The 22029-nt window shown below is 37.0% G+C and carries 20 protein-coding genes, 2 tRNA genes and 3 pseudogenes; 7 read left to right on the top strand and 18 right to left on the bottom strand.

The annotated features are described in order from the left end of the window. Nucleotides 1-3 precede the first annotated feature (3 nt). A complete protein-coding gene (locus G0028_RS17855) occupies nt 4-834 on the top strand; it encodes an SAM-dependent methyltransferase (RefSeq protein WP_180045540.1) in 831 nt (276 codons plus the stop codon). Nucleotides 835-896: 62 nt separating this feature from the next. Here G0028_RS17855 and G0028_RS17850 read toward each other — a convergent pair. The 4 genes from G0028_RS17850 to G0028_RS17835 all read right to left on the bottom strand — a co-directional run bounded on the left by G0028_RS17850 (nt 897) and on the right by G0028_RS17835 (nt 3404). Further along, nucleotides 897-972, bottom strand: a tRNA-Thr gene (locus tag G0028_RS17850). A 143-nt stretch (nt 973-1115) separates the two neighbouring features. Further along, complete coding sequence (locus G0028_RS17845) at nt 1116-1637, bottom strand: tetratricopeptide repeat protein (RefSeq protein WP_180045541.1); 522 nt, start codon at nt 1635-1637, stop codon at nt 1116-1118. A gap of 340 nt (nt 1638-1977) precedes the next feature. Next, the gene (locus tag G0028_RS17840) at nt 1978-2205 is read right to left on the bottom strand and encodes a hypothetical protein (protein WP_130072332.1); all 228 of its coding nucleotides are present in this window, start codon (nt 2203-2205) and stop codon (nt 1978-1980) included. A gap of 617 nt (nt 2206-2822) precedes the next feature. Next, nucleotides 2823-3404 carry a hypothetical protein gene (locus G0028_RS17835; RefSeq protein WP_180045542.1) on the bottom strand — a complete coding sequence of 194 codons (582 nt, stop codon included), beginning with the start codon at nt 3402-3404 and terminating at the stop codon, nt 2823-2825. 815 nt (nt 3405-4219) lie between these two features. Between G0028_RS17835 and G0028_RS17830 the strand changes: the two genes are divergently transcribed. Next, nucleotides 4220-4966, top strand: coding sequence for an IS5 family transposase (locus tag G0028_RS17830; RefSeq protein ID WP_026056797.1), 747 nt, complete (start codon nt 4220-4222; stop codon nt 4964-4966). 515 nt (nt 4967-5481) lie between these two features. Here the strand turns inward: G0028_RS17830 and ssb are convergent. From ssb to G0028_RS17780, 10 genes and pseudogenes are all read right to left on the bottom strand, one after another. Then, nucleotides 5482-5805, bottom strand: a pseudogene (ssb, locus tag G0028_RS17825) (single-stranded DNA-binding protein); the annotation flags it as partial. Nucleotides 5806-6097: 292 nt separating this feature from the next. Continuing rightward, nucleotides 6098-8551: a DUF927 domain-containing protein gene (locus G0028_RS17820; RefSeq protein ID WP_194088735.1), complete on the bottom strand. Its 2454-nt coding sequence runs from the start codon at nt 8549-8551 to the stop codon at nt 6098-6100. Then, nucleotides 8548-8859 (bottom strand): hypothetical protein, encoded by a 312-nt coding sequence (locus tag G0028_RS17815; RefSeq protein ID WP_180047629.1) that lies wholly within the window; start codon nt 8857-8859, stop codon nt 8548-8550. The genes G0028_RS17820 and G0028_RS17815 overlap by 4 nt, the downstream gene beginning before the upstream one ends. Next, the gene (locus G0028_RS17810) at nt 8852-9154 is read right to left on the bottom strand and encodes a hypothetical protein (protein ID WP_227554827.1); all 303 of its coding nucleotides are present in this window, start codon (nt 9152-9154) and stop codon (nt 8852-8854) included. The genes G0028_RS17815 and G0028_RS17810 overlap by 8 nt, the downstream gene beginning before the upstream one ends. Nucleotides 9155-9393: 239 nt before the next feature. After that, nucleotides 9394-9903 carry a Bro-N domain-containing protein gene (locus G0028_RS17805; RefSeq protein ID WP_180047631.1) on the bottom strand — a complete coding sequence of 170 codons (510 nt, stop codon included), beginning with the start codon at nt 9901-9903 and terminating at the stop codon, nt 9394-9396. Next, nucleotides 9900-10109, bottom strand: coding sequence for a helix-turn-helix domain-containing protein (locus G0028_RS17800; RefSeq protein ID WP_180047633.1), 210 nt, complete (start codon nt 10107-10109; stop codon nt 9900-9902). Before G0028_RS17800 ends, G0028_RS17805 begins: the two co-directional genes overlap by 4 nt. Nucleotides 10110-10111: 2 nt before the next feature. Further along, a complete protein-coding gene (locus G0028_RS17795) occupies nt 10112-10399 on the bottom strand; it encodes a helix-turn-helix transcriptional regulator (RefSeq protein WP_180047635.1) in 288 nt (95 codons plus the stop codon). Between the two features lie 153 nt (nt 10400-10552). Continuing rightward, nucleotides 10553-11524 (bottom strand): hypothetical protein, encoded by a 972-nt coding sequence (locus G0028_RS17790; RefSeq protein ID WP_180047625.1) that lies wholly within the window; start codon nt 11522-11524, stop codon nt 10553-10555. 159 nt (nt 11525-11683) lie between these two features. Continuing rightward, nucleotides 11684-12880: a tyrosine-type recombinase/integrase gene (locus tag G0028_RS17785; RefSeq protein ID WP_180047637.1), complete on the bottom strand. Its 1197-nt coding sequence runs from the start codon at nt 12878-12880 to the stop codon at nt 11684-11686. Nucleotides 12881-13141: 261 nt separating this feature from the next. Next, nucleotides 13142-13232: transfer RNA gene (locus tag G0028_RS17780), tRNA-Ser, on the bottom strand. A gap of 123 nt (nt 13233-13355) precedes the next feature. Between G0028_RS17780 and G0028_RS17775 the strand changes: the two genes are divergently transcribed. The 3 genes from G0028_RS17775 (at nt 13356) to G0028_RS17765 (ending at nt 17065) form a co-directional block, all read left to right on the top strand. Beyond that, nucleotides 13356-15236, top strand: coding sequence for a potassium transporter Kup (locus G0028_RS17775; RefSeq protein ID WP_180047639.1), 1881 nt, complete (start codon nt 13356-13358; stop codon nt 15234-15236). Nucleotides 15237-15653: 417 nt separating this feature from the next. Next, complete coding sequence (locus G0028_RS17770; protein WP_180047641.1) at nt 15654-16748, top strand: DNA/RNA non-specific endonuclease; 1095 nt, start codon at nt 15654-15656, stop codon at nt 16746-16748. 71 nt (nt 16749-16819) lie between these two features. Beyond that, nucleotides 16820-17065, top strand: coding sequence for a hypothetical protein (locus tag G0028_RS17765; protein ID WP_180047643.1), 246 nt, complete (start codon nt 16820-16822; stop codon nt 17063-17065). A 62-nt stretch (nt 17066-17127) separates the two neighbouring features. Here the strand turns inward: G0028_RS17765 and G0028_RS17760 are convergent. Continuing rightward, nucleotides 17128-17427 (bottom strand): annotated as a pseudogene (locus tag G0028_RS17760) (aquaporin); the annotation flags it as partial. A gap of 84 nt (nt 17428-17511) precedes the next feature. Here G0028_RS17760 and G0028_RS17755 point away from each other — a divergent pair. After that, on the top strand, nt 17512-18417 hold the full coding sequence (locus tag G0028_RS17755) for an IS982 family transposase (protein WP_194088734.1): 906 nt from the start codon (nt 17512-17514) through the stop codon (nt 18415-18417). A gap of 16 nt (nt 18418-18433) precedes the next feature. Here G0028_RS17755 and G0028_RS17750 read toward each other — a convergent pair. Both G0028_RS17750 and G0028_RS17745 read right to left on the bottom strand, forming a co-directional pair. Further along, nucleotides 18434-18829: pseudogene (locus tag G0028_RS17750) on the bottom strand (aquaporin); the annotation flags it as partial. Between the two features lie 81 nt (nt 18830-18910). Then, on the bottom strand, nt 18911-19921 hold the full coding sequence (locus tag G0028_RS17745; RefSeq protein ID WP_180047828.1) for an AraC family transcriptional regulator: 1011 nt from the start codon (nt 19919-19921) through the stop codon (nt 18911-18913). 196 nt (nt 19922-20117) lie between these two features. On the opposite strand from G0028_RS17745, the gene G0028_RS17740 reads away from it, so the two are divergent. Continuing rightward, nucleotides 20118-20744: a hypothetical protein gene (locus G0028_RS17740; protein WP_130072314.1), complete on the top strand. Its 627-nt coding sequence runs from the start codon at nt 20118-20120 to the stop codon at nt 20742-20744. Nucleotides 20745-21187: 443 nt separating this feature from the next. Here the strand turns inward: G0028_RS17740 and hisF are convergent, their stop codons facing one another. After that, the gene (gene hisF, locus G0028_RS17735; RefSeq protein WP_320109291.1) at nt 21188-21949 is read right to left on the bottom strand and encodes an imidazole glycerol phosphate synthase subunit HisF; all 762 of its coding nucleotides are present in this window, start codon (nt 21947-21949) and stop codon (nt 21188-21190) included. Nucleotides 21950-22029: the final 80 nt, after the last annotated feature.

The following is a 22029-nucleotide window of genomic DNA, read 5'->3' as shown; positions in this document are numbered from 1 at the left end:
GTTATGAAATGGATTCAAGCGATACAGCAACAATTTTCACAACATAAATATGCCATCAATGCAAAAATTTTAGGTGATGATGCGCCGTATGCTTGGACAAATTTAGGATATTGGACGGCAACTACGCAGTCTTATCCACAAGCATGTCGCCAATTGGCAGATCGGTTGGCACATGCTGTCGTTTTAAATTCAAATGATCAGCTTTTAGATTTAGGCTGTGGACGAGGTGCAAGTGTATTGCATTGGCAAAATAACTATAAGATTGAAAATATTAGTGCTGTAGATTTACAGCCACAGTGCATTGTCGATCTTGAAAAAAATTTAAATTCAAATATTCAGTTTCATTGTGCTTCATTCTTAAATTTAAAAAATAGATTGACTAAAACAGATTTTGATGTGGTGCTGTGTATTGATGCTGCCTATCATAGCCCTTTATCTGCATTCTTAGACTCTATTCATTTCGTTTTAAACTCAAAGGGGCGATTAGGCTTTCATTACTTAACATGGTCTGATCAATGGCAAAATTTGTCTCGGTTAGAGCAAAAAAAATATGCGTATTTATTGAAAGCAGCCAATGTGCAGGCACAGCAACTTTTTACAAGTGCACAGACCGCAGATATCCTAAAAACATGTGGTTTTGGGCAAATTGAGATTCAAGATATTTCAGAACAAGTTTTGCATGGCTTTGCACAATATGCAGCACAACGTAAATGGCAGTATTCAGCAGCCTATGCTATAGATCTATTAAAAATCCGTATGACAGCAAAGTTATGTGAGAAACTTTTTAAGGATGGGTTAGTGCATTATGTGCAAATTACGGCACAGAAGATCTGAAGAATATAAATGAAATGCCAAAAACAACAAAGCCTCACTAAAAAGCGAGGCTAAGTATAAAATGGTGCCGGCACACGGATTCGAACTGTGGACCTACTGATTACAAGTCAGTTGCTCTACCAACTGAGCTATGCCGGCAACGTAGCGAGAATTCTACAGAAAAATGACGAGATTACAAGTCAAAAAATAAACAATTGAATCAAAATGTTGATTTATTTTTAGGGTGATGAAAATTTATTCATTTTTTAATTTTCATCACATTTAAATGACCAAAATAGAATTTATAGCTTTGCCAAAGTGGCTTGCGCTAAAGGGTGATTCGCTTGCGCTGCTTTTTGTAACCATTGTTGTGCTTGTAGTTGATCCTGTGCGATACCTATACCTGATCGATATGCTTGAGCCACTTTGAACTGTGCTTTAGCATCGCCTTGATTCGCGGCTTTTAGATACCATTGGAATGCTTCCTTGTCATTTTTTGAACCAATTAAGCCCATTTCTGCAATGGTCGCAAGGCGATATTGTGCTTGGATATGGTGCTGTTCAGCTGCCATTTTTAACCACTGAAGTGCTTTTTTATGGTCACTTTGACCTTCTTCACCATTAAAATATTTCATGCCGACTTGATATTGCGCTTCGATATCGCCTTTATTTGCAGCAGCTAAGTTCCACGCCAAAGATTGACAATCGTATGCGATTTCTTGAGATCTTGTGGTTTGATTCAATACGTTTGAAGGTGTTGATTCTGCGAATGCTACAGATTGCATAAAAAGTAAAGCACATAAAATTGATAATGAATTTTTCATACTTTTTCTTCTTAGTGTGATTTAGTTGGCATTATTTTTATCAAAGTTTAGTTATTTTGTAAACATTAAAAGATGAAAATATAAAAATATTTATTAATTATTATCTAATATTATGTTTTTAAATAATTTTATTTTAAAAGTATTAGTAAGTTTATATAAATAATTATTATAAAATTATTTAGAGGTTTTAAATAAAACCTGATTGTAAGTATTTTTTTAATTTAAAATTTAGTTTTATTAAAAAAATAACCCGCATTTATTTGCGGGTTATGTCGAAGATTTAAAATCTCAAAATAAATCAGAGTCTAAAATATATAAATACTGATATAAAAATTGACATTTACTTACTCCTTAATACTTGGTCTAAATCTTGAGCACATTCTTCTAAAGTGAGCGCCATGTCTATTTGCATTTGTGGCTTGAGTTCATTGGCAAGTTTTCTCCATTGTTCAATTAAGCGAATGGCTTTTTGCACTTTATGTTTATTGATGTCTTTTGCAAGGGTCGGGGTATATCCACCACGTTTCGCATTTTTGATTTGTTTTACAAAGTTGGCACTGTTATTCATTCTAACTCCCGAATACTAGAATCGATGTATTTCGTGTGCTTTGTTCGATTGTGCATACCGCATCTTTGATATTAAGTCTGAATCATTGCATCTAAATGATATTTAAATATGTTTTTCATTATGCTGACGTCTTTGCTGTTTTTAAAATATTCATTTTAATCATTGGGTTGTGATTTTATTTTTGAATTTATAATCTCTTTTTCGTTAGCGGGCTGTAGTGGCAGTTTGTATCTATATGTTTAATTTTAGATAAATAATTTAAGCGAAAAGAGAGATCAATAAGATAAGACGCATGTATGCGGAGGAATTGAGGATATTAAACATGATCATAACGATACCGATCTGATCCCCCAAAGCAGCTTAGATTTCAATGAATTTAGTTGGTAGTGATTAGAAATAAAAAAAGACCTAAACCCTTACAGTCTAAGTCTTTTGGTATTCCATTGGAGAACTTTGGAATTAAATTTGGCGGGAAAGAGGGAATCATATTTTAAATATAAATTATTGATTATTAATGTGATATTATATCGTATTTTTACTTTATACCCCCATTTATACCCCCATTTATACCCCCAGTACGCAAAAGTACCCCATAGTTTTCATGTTAAACGCCTCTTTCACATATTTTCAAACTTATCTATGAATGCTTGAAAGTTTACTAAAAATTGCCTTTCATATTCATCATGCTTGGCAACCATAGCCTTAAATGTCTTGTGGTGCATATTTAAAGGTTTGCTTATTCTTTTAATAAATGGCACATGGTTATAGCTCCAACCTAACTTATCCCTCATTTTGTGCATGTGATAACGTGGCTTATCTTTTTCGCTCATTTGCTGAATGGCATAGTTAGCATTATTACAATGTCTGCATGTGAAATACCCACTTTTTGATAAATACAGTTTGGCAACTCGCTTTCTACATTGTGAGGATGGACATATAAACCATGACCGTGTACCGCCGTAGTGACAAGCTGTCTGATCTATACAAATCATATAGTCATAAGACTGACCGCCACACCGATAAGAAAGCGTTAATTGTTGAGCTTGATAGCTGTAACCTATATTAGCTCGCACCTCGTTAGTGTTTGCATCTTTCCAGTAATATGAGCCTGTACCATTTTTAAAGATGCCTTGTTTCTGCATTATTCGGCTATCCATTGCTCTTAGGCTCTCAACCTGTATTTTTGATTGCTTAAACATGCTTAAAACTCACTATTTTTGGCTAAAAAAGGCTTATTTTTGATGAAAATAGGGCTAAAAATGACTAAAACTAGCTAAAAGTACCTACAGAATAGCTAAAAACAGGCTATTTTGCCTTGACGGATAACATTTTGTATAACAAGGCTCTAAGCCTTACATATCAACACTTACAGCGAATTTAAGCGTGTTTTCGTTGCATTTTTTTCCTAATGATTTAGGTAAATAGGTAGGGGGTAACCAAAAATCTAGAGGTTTAAAGCTACATGACCGCACCTATAAACATATTTTTATACGCCCGAAATTAAAAATTGAGGGTCTTGACTTGATGAATAATAAATGAGTGGTTGGAATGCTATCCCTCATGCGCTCCAGTGCATTTTATTCTACTGGTGACTTGTTCGGGTTCATTATGTTTTTCACATTTAAAATGGTGAGTTCAATCGCCTTGATCTGTAGGCAATGACAACTATAAACAACCATTCAAAAAATATTTTAGGGATTAGGGAAGTTTTAACCTCAATTTGAGGGTGGCATTTGAAATGCGACCCTTTGGGTTGTCGTCACTTTTGACGATAAGCCAAATACCTCTTTTAAGGGTGAATAAAGCAGCATTTAAAATCTATCCATTCATGATTTTTAAGGTGAACGCAAATTTGCGTTTTGTGATATGAGATTATCCCACTTCACTAAATAATTGATTTAATACCAAAGCTCAAAATTGAGCTTTGCAGTTTATTAGGGTCTGTTGACATTTGTTGATTAAAAAAATAGCGAGATAGTAAAATTAAATCGCCAAACCCAATTTTACACTCGCTATGCCTCGAACAATGCTAAATGATCAACACTGGTCCAAGTTACTTGCTATTTTCCGTCACTTTAATATTTATCTCAAATTAAATTTACGGAATTTTATTGAAGCGATTTTATTTCGAATTAGAACAGGCTGTCCTTGGCGTGATTTACCTCAAGAGTTTGGTAAATCAAATTCTATTTTTAAGAAATATAATCGATGGTCTAAAAATAGTAAGTTTATGAATATTTTTAAATTATTCAGCCAGCATGCTGATAAAGAGTGGATTTTTATCGATGGGAGCCATGTACGAGCGCATCAACATTCAGCTGGTATTAAGAATCAAAGTATTTCCAAAAGTATTGGTGGTAATAGTTCAAAAATACATTTAGCAATCGATTCAAATGGTAATCCTATTGAATTTATTATTTCAGATGGAACTTCACATGATATTAAGGTTGCACCTGATCTTGTATCAAAATTAGATTTAACAGAGTCAGAAATGCTATGTGCAGATAAAGGCTATGATTCAGAAAGTTTCAGAAAGAAAATTAGAGAAAGTAATACGAAAGCAAACATTCCTCGAAGATCAAATGCCAAATCTAGCAATGATGATATGGACTGGTATATGTATAAAATCAGACATTTAGTTGAAAATGCATTTTGTAGATTAAAACAATTTAGAGGAATTGCCACAAGATACGATAAGCTAAAACGTAACTATCAAAGCGCTGTTGCTTTAGCTTGTATATTTATATGGTTGCCTCTTTAGCTCAATTTATCGGCTGTAAATGTCAACACACCCTAAGGTCGTCAAAAGAAATGATGACGCATTGACGTTTTAAATGCGGATGGGTGTGCCGTTACATCAGACTATCGTATTCAACTTATTAAGGTCGTCAAAAAAAACGAGCTTTCAATCATCATGATTTCAGTAATAGATCCACTTGGTCACATTTAGAATCGCAGCAAGTTAAACCTCAATGGTTAAAATGACCATGCAGATATTTAAGAGCTTCTTGTGTATGTCGATAGAAAGCTAAAAAATCGACATGAGGTGTCTTATATGTCGATATGGTAAATATGAAAATAGATATACCTTTTTTCACTACTACCTATAAAAATATGATTTGCTCACTTTGTACTCAAGACTACCGTTACTCACCGTGAGTTTTACCCGGTTATAGTTTTTGTTATGTCATAATGAGTTCAATATGTAATCACTGTTACGCCATAAAAAATAGTAGTTCAATAAAAAGCCTCATTTAAGAGGCTCAATGCAGATCAAAGCAACTGTAATACATCCGCCCGAACTTCGACTATCTCCCGATCTACACCGCTTTGATCTTTCCATTTCCGTGTCCTTAAACTGCCCTCAATATAAACCTTACTGCCTTTTTTAAGGTACTTGCCTGCAATCTCTGCCAATCGGTTATTGGTACTGATTCGATGCCATTCGGTGTGTTCTTTACGTTCTCCAGTGGTTTTGTCTTTCCATTGCTCAGTCGTTGCTATGCTGAAATTGGTAATACTGCCACCATTGGGGAAATTCTTTGTTTCAGGGTCACGACCTAAAACGCCCATTAAAATAACTTTGTTCACATTTGGCATTGTTCTAAATCTCTAAAATTCTCTCAGAATGTCAATTTTTAAGGGGCAACATGGGTAACATAGGTAACATGCTTGCTATTAAAGGGTTTCAGCCTGTTACCTACTGATTTTTTAATAGGTAACGTGGGGTAACATGGGTAACAAGCGATAAAAAATTAAACTTAGTGTTAATAAATTCTTAACGTGTTACCTTTGTTACCTGTTGTTACCTCTCCATTTTTACTATAGGTAACGCCCTCAAAGCCTTTATTTATAAGGTTGTTACCTGTGTTACCTCTGTTACCTCGCTTTTTTAGGCTTCCCAACTAAAAATAGCTTCTTTAACGGCATAAACCTTAACGGCATTTTTCTTTGATGGGATTCTAACTGTCTTACTGGTCTTGCCTGTGTCATGCTCTAAGAGTTGCTCAAGCAATAAAGCCTTTGCCACTTTTCTATTGTCATGCCCTTTACACACTTCATTTTTGAATTGTTCAGGCAACACAAGAAATAATTTTTCGCCGTTCTCGATCTTCCAGTACCCCACACGGTTAATGATCTTTTCGATTTGGTCAGGGTCAGGGGTGATAGATTCAAAACGACTTGATTCATTTGCCTCAAAGAATGCCTTAACATGCAAAATATATTCTTTGGTTTGGTAGTCCCCGACATATTCAAAGTCATTGACCCAAGCATTGAATACGTCTTTCACGGCGTTGAATGCTGTACCTGTTTGCCACGCTGTAATTCCTGCCTGTGTAGCGAGTTCACCTGCAACGGCAATCAAGGCAAAGGCATTTGCAACACGGACAATATGACCTTGATTGTGTTCTGCTACTAATTCACGGTGATATTGCTCTAATAGCTGTTTAGCCTGTTGCATGACAGTGTCTTTGTCATGGGTGAGGTATTTCAACCATGCCATGCCTGCAACGCCGTAGAACTGATTAGAACGCTCAACCAATACCCTTGATTGTTTTGCACCATCTTCGGCAAAGTCGATCTGATCAAATAAACCATATTCAGACTGATCTATATCAATATCAATCAAACGGATTTCTTGCCCTAGTTTGGTCTTTTGTCCGTTCTCTTGCATGATTTCTTTCAGGCTCTTTTCACCTGTAGATAGGAAAATGACTTTCCAAGCATAAGAGGGCTTGGCTTTGATTTCCTTAGTTAGCCTTGCTTTGCCTTTACCATTGGCAAGCATGTAGGCAATGTTACCCAACTCTTTAGGGTTGGCGACCTCTCCAATCTCATCTAAGGCGAGGAATCCGTCATTGTGAATATATGCGGTATGTTCTAAAGCGTTGCCTGTTGATTTCCATGTTTTACAATAATTGCTTGGTTTACCCCATACACTACAGCCGACATATAAAGCGGTGGTTTTGCCTTTGGATGATTGTCCTTTGAAATGAACGCCTGCACCTGTCTGCTGTTCCAGTGGTGTGAGTAATTGCCCTGCAAAAGCCGAACTCAATGCCACGACTAATTTAGAGTGAGTAGACAAAGGGATAGAGATATTATTTTGCCACTGTTTTAAACTGCCTTTACTCTGATAGTTGCTATCAATGCCTTGTGTGGTTTGATAAACAATTAAATCATCCTGTTCATGCTGTCCGATCTGCTCATTGGGCAATACAAAAACATTGTCATGCCATCCAACACGATCAACACATAACGCCCTTGTATGGGTCGGGTAGCTCATCAAATAACTTTGTAGCAAATTTCTTGCTTTGCCATCGGGTGCAATGATGACCCCTTGATAAGCCAAAGCCTTGCGGAGTTCCACACCATCAGATTGGAATAGTTCCATTGATAAGGCTTGTGTGTGCTTTACACCGTCTGCATCGTACCATTCAAGCAAGCGACCCCATGCGTTATTGGTGGTGTCCCTTGTTTGTGCCAATACTCGAATAGGACTGGAAATATAGCGTCTATACTCATCATCCTTTGTTTGTTCAATGTAATACAAGCCACTATCTAAAAGATGAAATACACCATCACCATAACGAAATGGCTTGGCTAAATGTCCTTTAGGTAATGGGTCGAGTTCAGGTAATTGACTGATTGCCTCATGAATAAATGCCTGTGCTTCGGCAGCATCATTTTCTTTAATCAGTTCAGTGAAAAACTCATTTTCGCCATATTTCAAATATTGATTTAGTAAACGTCCAGCCGTGTTTTGCTCAAGCTGTTTAAATGGCTCAAGCTGCATCTGTTCAGGTCTAACAGGCATGTATAACTGTTGATAGCCTGCTTTAGATAACTGCTGAATAACATATTGTATTTGCTCAAAATCAAAGGCTTTGAGTTCTGTTAGGTTGATATTGCATAGGTTAGGCAATATCACCAATACAACGGAAAACGGCTGTAATGGTGGTTCAAAACCAATGGCAATACTGGAGGCAAGTTTAAAAAATGCCTCTAAGTTATGGGTGATGATTACAGGTTTATCTTTCTGCATTTCACCATAGCAAGCAAAGCCTTTTGCTAAACCATCAGGTATGACTTGAATACGTTGTTCATTTTGCAATACAGCACATTGCACAAGCTTAAGCTGTCCATTGACGATAGGTAGAATTAAAGGCTGCTCATACGTCAAGCCGTTAATGTCTACCTTGCATTGATCAACATAAATCGGCTGTGATGGACTGCCAAAGCGTTCAATGATGGGATGGTTTAAATATGTGTCATCCGATGGATTAAGCAGCGTACAATTTGCTAGAATCGAATCGGGTTTGATGGTGGAGGTGGTGATATTCATAGTGTCACCGCCTTTTTATTTGCTTCGTATTCTTCTCTGAATTTTTCAGCTTCTTTTTCATGATAACGGCAACGATCTTCTGCTAAATATACAAACATTTCTAAGACTTTCTCTAGGTCTGAAAAATGGTATTCAGCATTTGGATAGCGAGCCATTAAATCTTTTTTAATTTGTTTAACTTTGAGTTGCACATCTGATAGGGCGGTACTCATCCAATCCATATCGCACTCAGCCATTGAAGCTAAATCATGCATGTCACCAGCGTTATAAGTTTTAGGCGTGTTTGTAGTGTTGTTTTGATTAGGCATGATTGCCTCCTAATATTTTTGAGTTGAGAATCACGCTAACTTGAGAAATTAGGGTGAGGGGATTCACTCTCGGCATATTAGAACCGCCCGACATATTCGGCAAAACCTTATTTTGTCGTGTCATCCCCTCATAGAGGGATTGCAGCCTTGTGTGTGTAGCTGAAACACTTGTACCTTGTATTTTGAGCATAGATTGAGAGCCTATGCAAAATTTAGGCACAATAAAACCACAATGACGCTGTGGGGTGACGCTAATATGTTTTGAGAGGTCTACAGCATAACCATACTTGGGCATGTTGGCAATATTAAGTGATTTATTTTTCAGGTTTAAGCGTAAAGCCGATTTTAGATTAATCTTTGAAAACAGCATGTTATATGCCTCAAAATATTGTAGGGGTGTATCCAGTTTTGGGCATACCCCCATAGGATTTAAAATACTGTCAGAATAAATGTGAGCAAATTTGCTCATATCTAAATAGATGCACTCAGATTTGAGCGTATCTATTGCCTGAATTTTAGGGGGTGTATGATTTTTCATTGTGTAACCCCCTCAAAACTAAGTTGAATATTTGCCTTGCATGTTTGGATGCGGATAGCGTTTTGGTGCTTTTCACGTTTACGGCGGTGCATTCCAAGGCTGTGAAACGTACCTTTGTCTTTGGATATTTTTTCCTGTATGCAAAGGCGGTTTAATTCATCAAAAGCGGTTTGTCGTGCTGTAACTGAATAATTACCAGTCTTGCGAATGGTTGGCAGTACCTCTGCAAATATCCAGTTTTGAAAGTTCAATGCTTCTTGTTTATTCGATCTGAAAATGATGCGGTATAAATTAGGTTCATTTACAAACTTAACCTTTTGAGTACCGCCATTTGTAAGGATGTGGCAATCTGCCATACCCTTTGCATCTAATTCACGTAATAAGCGTGATGTACGATCTACAGATAAAACACGGCATACATCAGTAAGACAAAATAAAGGCTCACCATCGACCCCATAAACAACTCGAACGCCGTGTTCATTAAAATTAAAAATAGATGGGTTCATGCTTGCACCTCATTTAATTCATAACGAGCGTGGTAGCCGTCACGGTTTAAGTTCGGCTCTTGGTGGGTTGTAATGTCATAACCTGAACGGCGTAAACGCTGTATAACAGCACTCAGGCGATAGCAATTAAATAGATTGATTGCCTCTGCTTGGCTTAGGGTTCTGCCTTGCTTGAGGTGGTTTAAAACTTGGGTTTGATGGTTCATGTTTAAGCCCCCAATCCTTTGGACTGCATCCATGCTTGTACCTCAGATAAACGCCATACCGTTACACTGTCGGTTAGTTTGATTGGGGCAGGGAACTCGCCACGTTTAACCCATTGCCAAATTGTTTTATCAGACACACCAATCAAGCCTTTTGAGGCAGGGCGAGCATTGATATTTTTGGTTTTACCTTTGTTGATGCCACTTTTATAAGTGTGAATGGTCGCTTGCTTTTCAGGATAATTGGCAAGGTCTTTGATGCGTAAAAACTGTTCTTGGTGAAGTGATGACATAAAGCACCCATCCTATTCATAGATTGAAATAGAGAGCCTTTGCAGTTCGTTGCATCGGCTTGATGGGTGTTAGTATGTTTATGATTTTTATTGTTTTGTTCTAAATAGAATAGGTATCGTTCTATTTAGAATGACTTTCGTTCTATTTAGATTCTATTTAGAATTTTCTAAATTAAAAGCTCTATAAATTTCTTTAAATAAATTTCCGCTTGTATCTTTTTTAGGTATTTCGATACCTCTATTATTACAAAATGCTTCTAGCTGGGTATAAGCTGATTGATGCTGTGATAAGTCTAAATCCGCCATTTTTGCTAAAGCATATATGATCTGATTTATTGAATTAGCCCTTTTAGGGTGTAATTTTATCTGCTCTTTTGCTACTTCTACATTATTTTTTTTAATTCTAGAATTATTCTCAATAGGCTCTCTGTGTTTTCCATCGAGTAATAACTGTAGATCTTCACCAAAGAGATATAAGTCATCAGTTTTTATTGTAATATCTTCTATGTAATCCGATTCTGTTAAAGCAGAGCTGTCTTTAAACCAAAACCCCACCGCCCAATCGTCCTTTAAATAATCTTCGTCAACAAGAGGATAGCCATTTGCTTCTAAATCTTTACGATCTAAGATTATTTTTCTTTTTTTAGAGAACATCGCCATGTCATATAATTTAGAATAATGTAATTTGTTTGCAAAAGAGAAAAAACCTAACTTGGCTATATATTCATTAGGAATAGGGAAATAATTGTTTAGTACTGAATAAAAATTATCAAAACGAATTTCATTAAGATTTATTTCATTATAAAAAATAAAATCCTCAATATAACTCTCATTAACTACTAAAAATGAGGTTTTCTCATCACAGCAGCTTAGTAAATCTCTTATTATTGCTATATGTTCGATTATTTCATCAGGGTCGTCACTTCCCTCATAATTATCTAAATTAATAACTCCATTTTTATCATCAACACAAATATCACTTTTTTTTATAGCTAATCTAATAAATTGCTTAATACCAAGCATTAAAAAATAATTGACATCAATATCAACTCTTTGGGGGAAAAGACTATGGAACAGTCTTACAGCCTCATCCAATGTATAAAATGTTTTTAAAGGTAAACTCATCTCTTTGCCTCCCACAGCATCCCCAAAAATAAACTAGGTAAACACATTGGGTATGTGCTTGTCGGATGCCTCCTATACCTAGCAATCTAAATATATCAAAGAAACAAGTAATTGCTAGGTATTGATAGTCTTAGAAAGACTTAACTTGTCGCTTTAAATTTAAGCCCTTTTATTCTTTGGAAAAGGGACAACATTATGTCTAAGGCTATCAATGAAGTTTGCCCATTCCTGCATCATCTTGGCTCTGTACTGTAAGTGTTGAGCATGGTTATAAGCCTGTGATACTGCGTTACCTGTTTTATGTGCAAGTTGCACTTCGATAGCATCGTGCATATAACCTTGTTCGTGTAGGGTAGTGGATGCAAGTCCCCTGAATCCGTGACCTGTCATTTTGCCCATATAACCCATCGTTCTAATAGCACTGAGCAAAGCGTTATTACTAATCGTTTTCGCTGTACTGTGGTTATAAAATACAAATTGCTTATGACCTGTTAAAGGTTCGAGTTCTTTTAATAGTGCAATGGCTTGGGTAGATAACGGCACAATATGAGGTAATGCCATTTTCATTTTATGAGCAGGGATGCGCCATTCTTTCGCCTCAAAATCTATCTCGCTCCATTCCATGTTGATCAACTCGCCAGTCCTTACAAAAGTTAAAGTCATGAACTGCAAAGCGGTTTTAACCAAGAAACTACCGTGATACTTGTCCATGCGAAGCAAGAAAGGCGGAAACTCAGAAATATCAAGTCTAGCCATATTTTTAACTTTTCTCGGCTTTAAGGCTTCGCCCAAGTGCGGAGTAGGGTCATTCTCAATAAGTCCCTTACGAATAGCAAAACGGAAAACACGCCCAACCAATGGAATAGATCGCTTCGCCATTTCCTGTGCGCCTCGTGCCTCAATTCTTTGGGCGCAATCTAAAACATTTTTTCCTTTAATTTTATCAATGGGCATTTTACCTAGATAAGGAAAAATATCTTTTTCAAATGTTGTGAGGTCACGAAGATAAGTACCCTCCTTAATCATTTCTTTTCTGTTTTGCATCCATTCAAGGGCAAGGGTTTTAAAAAGGGTATCTTGATTTATTTCTTGTTGCTGCTTTTTCTTGGTTTCATTTGGATTTATCCCTTGCTGAATGAGTAACTTTGCTTGATCTCTTTCTATTCGGGCATTGGCTAATGAGATTTCAGGATATGTGCCAATACTAAAAACATTCTCTTTGCCATTCAGTCGGAATTTTAAACGCCAGTACATACCGCCACTAGGTAGCACTTCAAGGTACATACCTTTCTCATCTGTATACTTCGTTCGCTTTTCTAAAGGCTTTATCTTTCTAATTTTTGCATCTGTAAGCATGACTACACCTATTTGGGGGTATAAAAAACGGTGATTTTGGATTTATACCCCCAACTTTGTCGAAAGTTAGGCATTTTTGAGGTTTTTACTCATTTTTCTGGGGGTATAAAAAATAAAGGATTGAAAATATACCCCCATTTATACCCCCACACATACTACGATTGCAATAGATTGCATGTCATTGCGTAGGCATTAAAAAAGGCTTGAACCCTTTAGATTCAAGCCTTTCGACACTGCTTTGGAGTACAGTTCTTTACAATTTGGCGGTGAAAGAGGGATTCGAACCCTCGAAACGCTATAAACGTTTACACACTTTCCAGGCGTGCTCCTTCAGCCACTCGGACACTTCACCAAGGCGAGCGATAATAACCAAAAAAAAGCTTTATGCCAAGTTGAAACAATTGATTTAGAGCAAAAGTTTTTTTGCAGTGCTATGATTGCGAAAAAATCGTGTCTACTTTATAGAAGACGTTTTATGCAAAGCACTGCGAAAAAAACGGCATTACCTGCCATAACCCTGGCTGCACTAGGGGTCGTGTTTGGGGACATTGGAACAAGTCCTCTTTACGCATTGAGAGAGTGTTTCATCTCAGCACATATTGCAATTAATGAAGCAACTGTATTAGGCATTTTGTCACTGATTTTTTGGTGTATGACGCTCAGTATTAGTTTCAAATATATCACTGTGATTATGCGGGCTGATAACAATGGTGAGGGCGGAATTATGTCCTTACTTGCTCTCAACTTACGTTCTAACCGTATTGCAGATCACCGTAAGATTATCCTCATCGCTATCGGATTTATTGGGGCATCGCTATTTTTTGGCGATGGCATTATTACCCCCGCAATTTCAGTCATGTCCGCGATTGAAGGATTAAGTATAGCAACGCCTATTTTTGATAAATGGTTGATGCCACTCGCGATTGGAATTTTGACAGGTTTGTTTTTGGTACAACGTCATGGTACAGGAACGATGGGGAAATTCTTCGGTCCAATCACCTTACTTTGGTTCATTGCAATTGGTTTAGCGGGCATACATAGTATTGTCCAAACACCTTATGTACTTTCGATGCTGAGTCCACATTGGGCAATTAGCTTTGTTTATCATCAACCCTTTGTTGCCTTTATTGCAATGGGTGCTGTGGTATTAACCATGACAGGCGGCGAGGCACTTTATGCGGATATGGGACATTTTGGTCGCATTCCAATTAAGTTAGCATGGTTCACAGTTGTTCTTCCTGCTTTACTACTGAACTATGCTGGGCAAGGTGCGTTGTTATTACGCAATCCTCATGCAATTGAAAATCCATTTTATTTATTAGTTCCACAATGGGCATTGTATCCCATGATTGGGCTTGCGACGGCTGCGGCTGTGATTGCCTCTCAGGCTGTGATTAGCGGTGTCTTTTCCATGGCAAATCAGGCGATCCAATTACGCTATTTACCCCGTTTAACGGTGCAACATACGTCAGATGTTGAGCAAGGACAAATCTACTTACCTTTTATTAATTGGGTACTCTATATTTCAATTTTATTACTGATTCTTATTTTCCAAAGTAGTGCAAATCTAGCAAGTGCCTATGGCGTTGCTGTAACCATGACCATGCTGTGTGACACCATTTTAGTGTCTGTCGTGGCATTTGGACTGTGGCGATGGCCTATATGGAAAGTGGCTTTATTTGCAGTTCCTTTTTTACTGCTAGATTCAGTTTTTATTGCATCTACCTCATTAAAAGTATTTTCTGGAGGATGGGTTCCGATTCTCATTGGCATCATGGCCTTTACAATTTTGATGACTTGGAAAAATGGGCGTGAAATTGTATATAGCAAACTAGAAAAGGATGCATTGCCATTAAGTCTATTTATCCAAAGTGTAAGTCTAAGTAAGGAAACGATTTATGTGCCTGGTCAAGCGATTTTCTTAACAGGGAATACCAATATTGTGCCTCATGCGATGTTGCATAATATTAAGCATAATAAGGTCTTACATGAGCGTAATATCTTAGTTACCGTGATCACACGGGATGTTCCTTATGTGCCTGATCAAGAGCGTATTCGGGTTGAGGTTTTGGATGAGCATTTCCAACAAGTTTTCGTTTATTATGGTTTTAAAGATCAACCCAACATTCCTGTTGCGTTGGAACAAGCCTATGGTCAATTACGAATTCCTTATGACATGATGCAAATTTCCTTTTTCATTTCGCGTGATCGCTTAATCCATACGATTGGTGATGGTATGGCGCCATGGCGTGAGAAATTATTTATTTCTATGCAGCGTAATACCAGTCCAGTGAGTGACTTCTATCAAATTCCACCCAACCGTGTCGTGGAAATGGGCAGTCAAATCGAAATTTAACTCGTTTGTGCTACCGTCATTTAGAAGAAAGCCAAAGTATAGACTTTGGCTTTTTTTGTGTCATTGATTTTAAGCAAGATAATTCTGTTTATGCTCAACAGCCATCTAGTGCAAATGAGATCTCAACCATTTTAAATATAGTTTAGTCATTTAAACTTATAAATACTTTATATTGCGACATTATATGTCGCTGATGCATAGCTTCCCTATAACGAAACTGTCATAATTTAGATGCTAGTTTCAAGTCCAATCATTGCAAAAATAAATGCAATTAAACAATTGTTTAAGAGATGATAAAAATATATCCATACAGTTTTGTCATCTGATAATTGTAGAAGATTTATTCAATTGAAAACTAAGCACATTTCTTTCTCAAAGTTAGCCTGATAAGCTAATTTATACTCAAGTGATTGTGTGATGGCTCGTAAAAAACGTCGTAATCGAAGTACTTATTTAGGGAATGATTTGTTGAATAATTCAGTGGTAAAAATTGTTTTAGGTTTGGTCGCGACAGGTAGTTTCGCAATCGCATTTGGTCAAGAAAAAATAGCGCAATTTATTCCTTTTGTCGGTTCAAACTCATCGACCTGTTTGCAACAATTTTACCGAGATGAGCCGCCATTTTTAGTGAAAGATAGCTTGCAAAAAAATAGTTATCCTTTATGTTTCAATGGTTTCAATGTTATGTATTCAGGGGTGTCGAAAACACCTTTATGGACAGCTGAACATTTATCACCTGCGCGTTTAAGCCAAAAAATTAAACGTGAAGACAGTTTTCATGAAGAAACGCGTGTGAGCCAAAGTCATCGAGCTTTATTGTCTGACTATAGAGCATCGGGTTATGACCGTGGGCACATGTCACCGAATGCAGATATGCCAGATAAAGCCTCGCAATATGATAGCTTTTCATTGGCCAATATGGTTCCACAAGCACCAAAAAATAATCAGCAAATTTGGCGCGAGCTAGAAGAAGCCACACGTGCAATCGTCACCAAGCAAAAAAATGATGTTTATGTGGTGACGGGACCTGTATTTTCAGGTAAAAAACTGAAAACAATTGGGAATGGTGTCATTGTACCAACGGCAGTTTTCAAAGCCATTTATATCCCGAAACAGGGTGTGATTGGGGCGTATTACGCACCGAATGACAATAGTTTGAAAGTGAATGTGGTGAGTGTCTGTGCCCTAGAGGAACAGATTGGTATTAACTTATTTCCACAATTGACTGAAGAGCAGAAGCGTAATACTTATAAGCTCCCTTTGAATGCAACTCAGGTTAAAGCCACCACTAAAATTGAATATTCACATTGGGATGCAGAGAGCCAGTGTGCACCAAATGTTTCGAGTGATCAGCTTAAAGCCTTACAAAAGCAATTCCAACCAACCAATACGCCTACGGCAGCTACGACATCACCGACAGCATCACCAAAAGTAGATGAGCAAACTCAAGATGCTTTAGTCAAACAATTGGTTGAGGCATTATTGCAATATTTATTACAAATTTTGAAATAATCTCACGCACTTTTAATGAGGAAACTCTTTATACTTTTCTCATTAAATCAGATCAAAAATAAGAGAAAAATATGTTTAAAGCTTTTGAAAATGGTACAGAATCACATTCTATTCATGATTTAACTTTGGAGAATCAGGAAGATCGTATCAATATTTATGGAAACTTACAGATCGGTAAAGATCAAGAGGGTTTACAGGCTGCAAAAATTTTACAGGCCTATCTCAATGATATTGTCAAAGCATTAGAACAAGAAACGGATTTACCTGCCAAAATTAGCACGGAAATAGAAGGTGAAGTGGAAAATCCATTTCTATAAATAACATGATGTCGAAATAAAAAAACCTGCAAAATGCAGGTTTTATTTTTTGCATGCTGAGGTTATTTTTGTTGTTCGCCACCCACGACTTTATAGATGATTGCCCCAATCACAGCACCCACAATCGGTGCAACCCAGAACAACCAAACTTGGCTTAATGCTGCTGTTTCAGCAAAGAAAGCAACGGCTGTACTACGTGCAGGGTTAACGGATGTATTGGTCACTGGAATACTGATTAAATGAATTAATGTTAATGCTAAACCAATGGCAATCGGTGCGAAGCCCGCAGGTGCACGTTTGTCTGTCGCACCCATGATCACGATTAAGAAGAATGCAGTCAGTACGATTTCAATGATTAATGCAACGTGAATTCGGGATAAGAAATTTGATAAAGAATAGGCATTTGAGTCACAATTTAATCACGACAAAAAACTGAATAACCTCAAATGCCTATCGATACACAGCTTACAACACTTTTTTGTTTAATTGATGATTTTTGTGCTGATATTACCAACAATGTTGAACAATATAGGCTTACTTCAGGACAAGCTAAGCGATTGCGCCAAAGTAAAATCAGTGCTTCTGAAGTTCTCACTTTATTATTGTGGTTTCATCTAACAGGGAGTAGAAACTTCAAGGCTTTTTATCTTTATTGGGCTAAGCCTTTTCTTTGCTCTTACTTTCCAAACTTACCTAGCTATAACCGATTCATTGAATTAAAAGCAAAATATGTGATGTATTTTGTCGCTCTTATTGAGAGTTTAAAGGTGCAATCCTCTGGAATTGCTTTTATTGATTCTACCAAATTAGCTGTGTGTCATAATAAACGTATTCAGCAACACCGTGTATTTGTAGACAGCGCAAGTCGGGGGAAAACCTCTGTAGATTGGTTTTATGGTTTCAAAATTCATTTGATTTGCGATCATGTTGGACGCTTAGTTTCTTATTGTATAACAACAGGTAACGTTGATGACCGTAAAGTATTACCAGAATTAATAGAACACTCAAAATTAAAAGGTAAGTTGTTTGGTGATCGTGGCTATATTGGTAAGAATTGGAAGGATCGCCTTGCAGAAGTTGGTGTTCAACTGATTACACGTGTAAAAAGAAATATGAAACCACAAGTTTTAGATCCATTTGATCATGCTGTATTAAAAAAACGTGGAATTATTGAAGCACCATTTAATTTGATGAAAAGTCAATTTGATCTTGAACACACTCGCCATAGATCAAAAATAGGATTATTGACGACAATATTCTCAGCTTTAACCTTATATGCGTTGGTACTTGTGAATGGATATAATTCAGGAATTCAGCAGATTTTAAAACCTATTGAATTAAAATCTGCTTAAGCCGAATTCACGTTAATGCAGAAAGCATAGAATATTTACCTGGCGATAAATCACCAAAACCATTGGTTGCAAAATTACCGACACCTGTAAAGTTTGCTTGACCTTGTACAATCATGTACAGAACAAAAGCAGCTAAAGTACCACCGACCACTTGAGAAATAATATATGGGACTAAATCTTTGGCATCAAAACGACCACCGACCCATAAGCCAACACTGACCGCAGGATTAAAGTGTCCACCTGAAATATGACCAAAAGCATATGCACCTGTGAGTACAGTTAGACCAAATGCCAATGCAACTCCAGCAAATCCGATGCCAAGTTCAGGATAGGCTGCAGCTAATACCGCACTACCGCAGCCCCCAAAAACTAACCAAAATGTGCCCAAAAGCTCTGCTAAGTATTTATTCATTTCATTTACCTATTTTTGTTTGAGGTTAAATTAATATATAAACTGTGATTTATATCACATTATTTTGATTCGTAATGTAATTTATTTGATTTTTCCAAGGTGGTTTTTGCGCCATTGGCGAGGGGTTAAACCTGACCAAAGTTTAAAAGCACGTTGAAAAGCACTTTGTTCTGAATAACTCAACAGTATTGCAATTTCATGTAAACTCAAATGGGGATCTTGTAAATACTGCATTGCAAGCAATTGTCGAATTTCTTGTACACGCTCTTGATAGGTCGTATGTTGTTGTTGTAAATAGCGTTGTAATTGGCGTACGGACATGTGTAACTGCGCCGCAATTGATTCAATTTGATAGTTATTTTTTTGTAATCCTTTGAGAATACTTTGTTGTAGGCGTTCGTCAAGTTGTGTACCTTCGGGAAGTTTTTGCAGTAATTCTTTGCCTTGTTGCATCATGATTTGATGCAAAGTTGAATCAGGACTTTTACACGGTGCTGAAAATAATTTTAAGGGTAAAAGTAATTCAACTTTGGGTTGAGAAAACTTAATCGGTGCATTAAAAAACGTTTGATATATACGTGTATTTTTAGGTGGCGGTTGAATAAAGTTCACTTGTTCAATTTGAATATAGTCAAGTTGTATATAAAGGCGTAAAAAACGAACCAATAAAGCCAATGCAATCTCATCGGTAATTTGTGTTGTTAACTCAATAGGTAAAACTTCCCAACCGATTGAAATAAATTCATTTTGCACTTCAATTTTGAGTGGGCCACCGTCATAGATTAAGCGATGAAAATCATAATAACGTGTCAGTGCTTCACCTAAGGTGTCACATGACTGGGTGATATAGGCAATAATTCCTAAATGTTTCGGTTGTACATATTCCGCAATTTCTAAGCCAAGTGCAGGGCTGTGCACTTGCGCATTGATTTCATCTAAAAGCTCACGCCAAATTTGAAACTCAAAACGTTCAAGATTTTGAACACTATGCAGTTTTTCTGAAATATTAAGATTTTTTGCTTGCATATAAGTGTAGAGGAGTTGACCTAACCCCCCATAAACAGTGCCAGAATAATTTTTGAGTTGATGCATATTTTTATTTTCAAAAAAGGTTTTGTTCATATCAAATTGCATTTATACCGTGTGTTTATATCAGGGACAAGTGAGTGCATGTGAAGCGTACTAAAAAGTAAAAAAATGTCGTAATTTGTCAATAATGCCTTATAAAAGGTCAATATCTTTTCAAATAACTGTCCTAGTATGACCATAAGGTTTGAGGAGAATTCACATGATAAAGGGATTTGTTGCAGGAATCATATTTGCTAATGGCTTTGAGTGGATTGCACACAAATATATTTTGCATGGCGTTCACCGTGTAGGGCAGGCACGTTTTAGTCCTGTACCACGGAGTATGAAATCACATTGGGAACATCATCGTGAAGTACGAAAAACAGAATTTCATGATCATGGTTATGTAGAAGGATTAAGCAATTGGCGTACACGCAATGAAGTTATTTCCCTGGTGGTGGTTGCAGGTGCAGCGAGTTTAATTTTCTATCCCATTTCTAAAGGTATGGTTGCTGCATCAGTTTATAGTGCCTGTAATTATTATTATATTCATCGTCGTGCACACTTACATCCTGAATGGGCAAAACGTAAAATTCCTTGGCATTATGATCACCATATGAATTCTAATCAAGATGCCAATTGGTGTGTGACTAAACCATGGTTTGACTATATTTTAGGTACACGAGTAGTGTCATCCGCAGATTTAAAAGAGCAAAATCCTTTGGGGGTGGTATTACCGAAAAATACTGCGCAATGGTTGTCGAAGACTGTGGAGAAATTTTTCCCAGTGAAATGGGCGCAACAAAAGCAACTTAAAGTAGAAAATGACATGACTCACTTGTCATAGCATAAAAAAAAGACAATTTTGAGTGAAAAATACGTGTTTTGTCGCAAATTGTCATAAAAATAGATTTCTGATGTCAATATTGTGCATGCAATTCAGCGTAAATTTAACTCACCCAAAGATCTTTGATGAATCTATGTGCTGTAGTTTCTCTTAGGTAATGTTTAGTTTTTTATATTTCGGTTTATAGGGAGTCTTCAAGACTCCTTTTTTTTGTCTCTCAGATAGATCCATTAAGCAAAATACCGTGCTTTCGCTTTTCTTGACCGTGCGTAGAAAAGTGAAAAAATTGCTTATATTACTTTTTAAAATCGACAGGAGATGATTGCGGTTGTTATTAAATGCTCATAAATCACAAGAACGCATTTTTTGATGATGATGCCATATAAAAATAAAAAAGAGCATTCATTGAACACTCTTTTTTTGATTCTGCGACAGGCTATAAATTAAAGGCGCATTTCAATACCTTGTTCTGCAAGATATTTTTTCGCTTCAGGAATGGTGTATTGACCAAAATGGAAAATAGATGCTGCTAAAACAGCATCTGCACCACCTTTTAAAATACCATCTGCTAAATGCTGTAAATTACCGACCCCACCTGATGCAATGGTTGGAATCGTGACACGGTCATTGATATTGCGCATGAGTTCGATGTCATAACCTGCTTTGGTACCATCGGCATCCATAGAGGTGACAAGTAATTCACCTGCACCAAAGTCAGCCATTTTTACAGCCCATTCAATGGCATCAATACCAGTTGGTTTACGACCACCATGCGTGAAAATTTCCCATTTATTTTCACCTGTTTTTTTCGCATCAATGGCAACGACGATGCATTGTGCACCAAAGCGTTGAGATGCTTCTTGGACAAACTCAGGATTAAACACTGCTGCTGAGTTGATACTGACTTTGTCTGCGCCTGCATTTAACAATAAGCGAATATCTTCAACTTTACGTACACCGCCACCTACAGTTAAAGGTACAAATACGCTTTCTGCCATACGTTCAACAGTACGGTAAGTCGTATCACGTCCATTAGACGTGGCAGTGATGTCAAGGAAGGTGATTTCATCTGCACCTTGTTCATTATAACGGCGGGCTACTTCAACAGGATCGCCTGCATCACGAATATCAAGGAATTGGACACCTTTTACCACACGCCCATTATCTACATCGAGGCAAGGAATAATACGTTTAGCAAGCATAATTTTTTCCAAAAATAACAGCCGATTATGAAACTGAAGGGTGTAGGTGCTACACCTAAAACCTGAGAGAGGGTATTCTATCA

The organism is Acinetobacter piscicola, assembly GCF_015218165.1.
In the GTDB taxonomy this organism is placed as follows: domain Bacteria; phylum Pseudomonadota; class Gammaproteobacteria; order Pseudomonadales; family Moraxellaceae; genus Acinetobacter; species Acinetobacter piscicola_A.
Note: the sequence above shows the minus strand (reverse complement) of the source record. Positions and strands in the feature narration are given on the sequence as shown.